Origin of the sequence: Ramlibacter sp. PS3R-8, assembly GCF_037572435.1 — a bacterium.
Classification (GTDB): domain Bacteria; phylum Pseudomonadota; class Gammaproteobacteria; order Burkholderiales; family Burkholderiaceae_C; genus Ramlibacter.
Genome location: NZ_JBBHGT010000005.1, coordinates 310,732 through 316,731 on the forward strand (window position 1 = coordinate 310,732; position 6,000 = coordinate 316,731).

The following is a 6,000-nucleotide window of genomic DNA, read 5'->3' on the forward strand; positions in this document are numbered from 1 at the left end:
ATCAGTGGGCACTCGAGGCCCACTGATCAGTCTGATGATGAAGTCATGCGCGCTCGGGAGAACGACTGCCCGCGTCATCACCGTCTGCAGGGATGCACCTTGGAGGAACGAAAGACGTCCGCGTGAGTAAAACACTAAGGTGTCCGCTACTAGGCCGCGTGCCGGGCGTTTGATGCAAAGGTAGACAAGCCGTTCGCTCTCGTCTAACGGCTGCAGAATGAGAAACACTCCGTGCGGCGAACTCATGCGTTTTGCGACTACATACGCAGGCCACGGACTGGCCCCGTACTTCGTCTGAAATGCCTTCGATCGCTGGGCAGCGTCGAAGCTCGGATCCGCCCTTATCGCGACTCGCTCGACATCACTCTTGATAGCTGGCGGCCCAGTAACGTCCAGGGCTTTGTCAGTGCACGGGTGCTTCGGCCATGGCGGGCCCAGGTCATCGAAGTAAACGCGACTGCCGAACTGGTTTTGGTAGTAGTACACCAAGGCGCCGCACTCTGGACATACAGCGTTCGGATTCACAAACGCAGCTGCGTGCGAACGAGTCCAATCGGGCACATCCGGCTCGCGGTACGCGCTGCTTCTATACCACTGCGCACGGTCAACCGAGTGGCCTGCGACCCAGTGCAACGTGCCATACTTTGATCGCCTGTAGAAGCCGGAGCGGAAGTACGTGGTCATATGAGCAGCCCTCGTGTCCGAGCTCAGCCATTCTTACATGCGTCGGGCGGCTAGCCGGTTCGCACCAATTGAAGCAGGCGGGCGAACTCTCCGTTGTCCTGATTGCCCTTCCAGAAGTTTACGAATCGGCACACGATCTGCAGATTCCCAGGTGCGTAGTGGCCGTTGCTGTCCATCCGATCTAGAGAAGCCAACAGAGCGGCGTCATCGTGCGCTCCGTCAAATTGAAGCGGCAACCCGGTGAGGGCGCACGAGTAGTCCTGCGCCTCCAGCAGCGCGTTGAGGTACGCCGTGAACTCGTCGCGTGTGTCGAAGCCGCATTCCTTGACTTTCAGCGCGCGTTCCACCGTACGGCCATCAGCGTTGGCCACAGTGTCATATGCCGTGTTCACCATTCTCAAAACCGCACGTTCATGTGCGCTGAAGTGCTTCACAGGCGCGGTCTTGCTGTTCGCCTGCTTTGCCGCCCACTCTGGCTGAGAGTGCCAAGAGGTGAGTGGCTCATCGTGAATCAGCGCCAGCGCGTATTCAGCGTTTCCTGGATTCAGGGAAACCAGTGTGCTTTGGGTCGTGAGGAACGCCCGCGCTCTTGGGTGAAGGCCTGACCATCTCAGTGGTCTCCCACCGCGTGTCACACGTGACCATTTCTCTGCGGGCTTGTGGATCTCGTATGCACGCGTACCGGGCTTTGATCCCGGCCATCTCGAGGGAACGAGTTCCGCCGTAGCAGGTTCTGAACGAGAGATGGTCCACCACAGATCGTCGCCGTCTGTATGGATCCAGTAGTCACCCGACGTGCCCGCGACGATGTTTCCGATCTCAAACCATCGTGAAGCGACTGCGACAGTAGGCGGGATACCCGCCACGGTTTTCACGTGCTGGATGGAGTAGTCAATGTATTTCTGACGATCCCCGGCGAGCCAGAAGTCGCGAACTTCTTCGCTCTCAAACGTCCCCACGGTAGACCTTGCGACACAGTCTGGCCACATGTAGTTGCCGCGACCAAAATTGGCGATGTAGACCTTCACGTGCAATCTCCTTAGGCGGAGATTGTGCGTCATCACACGAGGCGGCCCCGCACCAAGCATCCCCACCCACCCCACACGACCCTAATCTCTATTAGCTCACCACGGGGGTGGCACTCAAGAGTGACGTGCGCGCACCCGCTTTAGGCAGTGCGCAGCCTCTTCAAGAGGTGCTTCACTGCAAGGCGCTGTTTGGCGGTCAGGATGTCACTTGGTGAGCGCAGTTGCTCCAGCACTTCGACTAACTGCTTCCGAACAATCTGCTCCAAGCGATCAATGGACTCTTCCGCTTTCGTCGTCAGTAGGGCAAAGCTGATCTTCTTCTCGCTGGACTGAACAGGTGCATCAACGTCTTCTCCGGTTCGCGTGTTGTATCGCTTAACCCCGGCACCATACGCCCACGACCACAGATGAACGGTCGGATGATGGGACGGCTCGTGAGAGGAGGACCGTTTAATTTCTATCCAGAACCCATAGCCGACTCGAAGCCAAACATCCTTGCCGCTTCCGAGTGAGTGTCTCGCGTACACGTCGATGACTCCGCCGGCACGAACCGCATCACGCAACTTTGGGAACCCCAAGCTCTCGTCGTACAGCTCCGCACGCGTTGGTACGGAAAGGCGATTAATTACGTCAAAATCGATTGACGCATCTTTGGTCCCGGACGGATCGCTGGTGCCTCGCTTCCCTGCGGAACGCCATGCATCTTTGAAGAGCGGATTGAATCTCGCTGACAGCAACTTTGTGTTCTTCAGAAGCCTGCTGAACTCTTCCGGACCAGTGACATTGCCCGCCTGCATGCCCGCAGCGTGCGGCGCGAGGATACGCTTTAGGAAACCCATCAGGGGTTTGGGTTTGATCTCCTGCATGACGACTCCCTCTTCCTCCAGGTGTTCGACTAGTGCCTTCACGAACTCGGAGCCGGCCGCGTGTGCGCGCAGCAGGCGTGCCGCCCGCGTCCACGTCATGAAGGCGAACCCTTCCGGCTCCAGCACCTCGCGACTCAGAACGAGGACGTTACGGCCATCCGCCCCGTTCTTCCATTTGAGGTAGGAAGGAAGCTGGTCGCGCCCAGGTTTGTCCCGATACTTGATCTCTATCAGCACGACCGGTTGACTGTCCTCCGGGCACGAGAAGACCGCAAGGTCGGCTCGCCGGGAGCCGCTGGATTCGTAGCGATACTCCGGGATCAGAACTGGAGCGCGAAGACTTCGGCTCGGCAACCCGCAGGCCGAACAGATCAGCTCCGAGATCGCCTTTGGATGCCGTCGCGCGATTTCCGCGAGAACGAACTCCAGGTATCGCCCGTCGTACCGACCGTCAAAGTACGACTGTATGCGTGAGAGGAAGCTTTGTTTCAAGAGACGCTCAAGGGGGTGGCACAGGTCTACGAGTGCGTTTGCAGGGGAACGATCTCCAGCATCGCCCCCGCGTTGTCGTCGCTCTCCACTCGCGTCTTCGCTACCTCCATCGGTACCACGAAGGAATCATCAGAGGGATCTCGGAACACTGTGTTTTTCAGCGCGTCCAGGAACAGCTTCATCAGATTGTCGAGATCAGGTCCCAAGAACTTGGAGTTCGAGAACTTCGACGGTGGAAGCAAGAATGTCACCCTGAGGAGGCACGCGTCTACCACGATCGGCCAAGACTTGGTTGAACTGCAGATAGATTCGATCCACGCCCTTGGGGCGTCTGGCCTCTTCCCCATATAGGGTTTCCCGAACGCCTCTCCTTTAATGAATACGGAGTGAGGGAAAAGCATGCCCGATTGTTCATCCAAGAAGAGCCTCCTTTAGAGCTAGCGTTCGTTCGGGTGACGGAGCGTGGCTCGAGCCTACAGAACGCACGGGGTGAGCGGTGTCGCTAGAAGCGATGTCTAAGCTCACTCGCTGTCGCCTTCTGCTTACGATGGTCAGCCGTGTGGTCAAACAACTAGCGCCCATGCAAGCATCAGAACGAGCACAGCGAGCGCGATTTGAACAGCTAGTCTTTTTTTTTTGGGGTCCATGAGTACGGATTTGCGTTCCGCGGGGTATCAGCGGATGCGAACGTACTTGCCCATCGATGTAAACGCACGGCATTGAGCAGCTCCTGCACCACCTCGGCACTGGCACTTGCGGGTGCAGCAAGTCGCGCTCGGAGTGCATTAACCGCCTTCGAGTCCTCTTCGGAGAGGGAGATTCGTGGTACAGGTGGAGGGATAGCTGGAGCTTCCCCATCATCAAGTAATTGCAAGTTCGTTATGCAGACGGTACGCCCCTTCACGTCTTGCCCTGCACGTCGCGAAAGGCAGAAAACCGCCGTTCCCCCAGCCATGCGCGCGAACTGTGCAAAAAGAAAGTCGGAGCTGATGTTCTCTCTCAGGACTGGTTCCGGGACGCCCAGCACGATCGCTGCTGGCAACGTCGTCACATCGAATGCCGCGCCGAGATTCACTATTCCTTCAGGAGTTGCGACACGGATGATCCCCGCTTGTTCCCTGTCGGGAAGCAGCCAAATGCTACGCATGCTTCCTAGTCTGCTTGTGGTAGATGCTTTCGAGTGCTCCGGCGAACGACGTGTTGAAGACATAGTCATCGACCATCGACGTAGGCGTGACGCCGGTCACCCGCTTGAAGTAAGGACCAAACACCGCCTTCGTGCTCCGCTCCAGTTCGGACACGTACTTCTGCAACTGCTCTTGTTTCGTTGCCACAGCATCGACCTTGTTCACCAGAAGGTGGACCAGTGCGTGTTCCTTAATGCGTCCTAGACGCGTTGCAAGCCATTGCAAGTCCTGCACCACTCGATTTCTATGAGCTGCAGCCGCATTCTCGTCGAGCACCTTCTCCGCGTCGATCAGATAGAAAACCACGTCAGCGCCTTCGCATGCTTGCCACCAGTGACGATCTCGTTCGTCGATCTCGCCACCCACGTTGACAGATCTCTTACAGCGAAGCTTGAATAGCGTTCCGTCTGGAAGGGTCTGAACAAAATCAAAAGACTCAAGTTTTTCCACACCCCGCGTTTGAATGTGCTCTGTCGGGACTGCCTCTTGGCGCAGTCTGCTGTAGAAGCTATTTTTGCCAGCACCCGTCGGCCCGATGACGCATATTTTCTTTCCGTACCACCATTCACGAGCCTTTGCTGGCAGGGAGCGAATGGCGTTGATCGCTTCCTTCCCAACGATTGACATCGCAATCTTCTTCGCTACGGCCGCGAAGGCTTTCCAAAATGACACGTCGTAACCCTCCTCATTGTGCGGAAAGGCTAGCACGCATCGTCGAGACTGCCAATTGAGGACGCAGTCTTGCATTCGCTGAGGAGTTCGGGTAATTGTCTGGCCACCACCCGTCTCACCCACCGTCACCAGATCACCTGGCCCTGATCTCTCTTAGCTCACGACGTACCGGGTGTGAGCCGCGGGACGATGCGGTGGATGCGGTGGGTGTTTGCGTGCTGGGCCCATTCTTGGGACTGTTCGTCGGCCGCGCCACCTGGACGTGGGTGAGAGGAACGTGTGTGTTCTTCGGTGGCCGTGGCATCGACTCACCCAACCCCGTGTCGCGATGGATCACCCAAAGGGATGATGGCGCTGGCTCTTTGAGACCCGAGATGACAGCTTCCGATGTCCGATGTTGGACGCACAACCTGTTCTCACAAGGGACGATCAAGACGGTCATGACGGCCTGACACTGGACCCACGCATCTGGTCGCGAGAACACGCTCCTGGTACCCATGACACCTGGTGCCCCGATCATCCGTATCCGGCCTGGAGGGTGTCCACCCCCCGGCGGGGGTGCGGTGCAGCTTCGCTGGACTCCGTCCTCAACAAATTCGGGCCCTTGCGAGGGCCCGAATTTGATTCATCCGGAGGGGGTGAGTGATCCGGACCGAAGGTGGGTGAGTGAAGCCGCCGTCAAAGGACGCGTTGCAGCCGCGATCCGAGCTGGAAGGGGGGTGAGTGAATTAGTTGATTTATATAAAACACAATAATTCACTCACCCCCCTCTGGCTGTGGTCATTGGCATCGGCCAGCGGTGGCCTCACGCACCCGACAGCAGTTCGAAGTACTGACCCGACCCAAGTGGGTGTGAGATTGAAGAGCGGGGTCAGAAACCTCTGGACCGCGAAGGCAGCGGACGCCTCCTCGGCGGACGAGGCCGCGGTCCAGACCCGGTACGGGAACCGTGCCGGGAAGCAAAAAGGCCGTCGTGGCGCGAACACCATCGACGACCTCGATTGACCCACGATCGGCGGACCCGTAGCTGACGCGCAACACCCGGAAGAACGATCCGGACCCAGCGTCAAA

General features: G+C 58.0%; 5 protein-coding genes. All 5 read right to left on the minus strand.

What is annotated here, in order from left to right:
• Positions 1 to 734: 734 nt before the first annotated feature.
• The 5 genes from WG902_RS18295 to WG902_RS18315 all read right to left on the minus strand — a co-directional run bounded on the left by WG902_RS18295 (position 735) and on the right by WG902_RS18315 (position 4,929).
• The gene (locus WG902_RS18295) at positions 735 to 1,712 is read right to left on the minus strand and encodes a hypothetical protein (protein WP_340061603.1); all 978 of its coding nucleotides are present in this window, start codon (positions 1,710 to 1,712) and stop codon (positions 735 to 737) included.
• Positions 1,713 to 1,852: 140 nt separating this feature from the next.
• A complete protein-coding gene (locus WG902_RS18300; RefSeq protein ID WP_340061605.1) occupies positions 1,853 to 3,070 on the minus strand; it encodes a hypothetical protein in 1,218 nt (405 codons plus the stop codon).
• Between the two features lie 26 nt (positions 3,071 to 3,096).
• Positions 3,097 to 3,471 carry a RusA family crossover junction endodeoxyribonuclease gene (locus tag WG902_RS18305; protein ID WP_340061630.1) on the minus strand — a complete coding sequence of 125 codons (375 nt, stop codon included), beginning with the start codon at positions 3,469 to 3,471 and terminating at the stop codon, positions 3,097 to 3,099.
• Positions 3,472 to 3,692: 221 nt separating this feature from the next.
• Complete coding sequence (locus WG902_RS18310; protein ID WP_340061606.1) at positions 3,693 to 4,217, minus strand: hypothetical protein; 525 nt, start codon at positions 4,215 to 4,217, stop codon at positions 3,693 to 3,695.
• Positions 4,210 to 4,929 carry a Rab family GTPase gene (locus WG902_RS18315; protein ID WP_340061607.1) on the minus strand — a complete coding sequence of 240 codons (720 nt, stop codon included), beginning with the start codon at positions 4,927 to 4,929 and terminating at the stop codon, positions 4,210 to 4,212. The genes WG902_RS18310 and WG902_RS18315 overlap by 8 nt, the downstream gene beginning before the upstream one ends.
• Positions 4,930 to 6,000 lie beyond the last annotated feature (1,071 nt).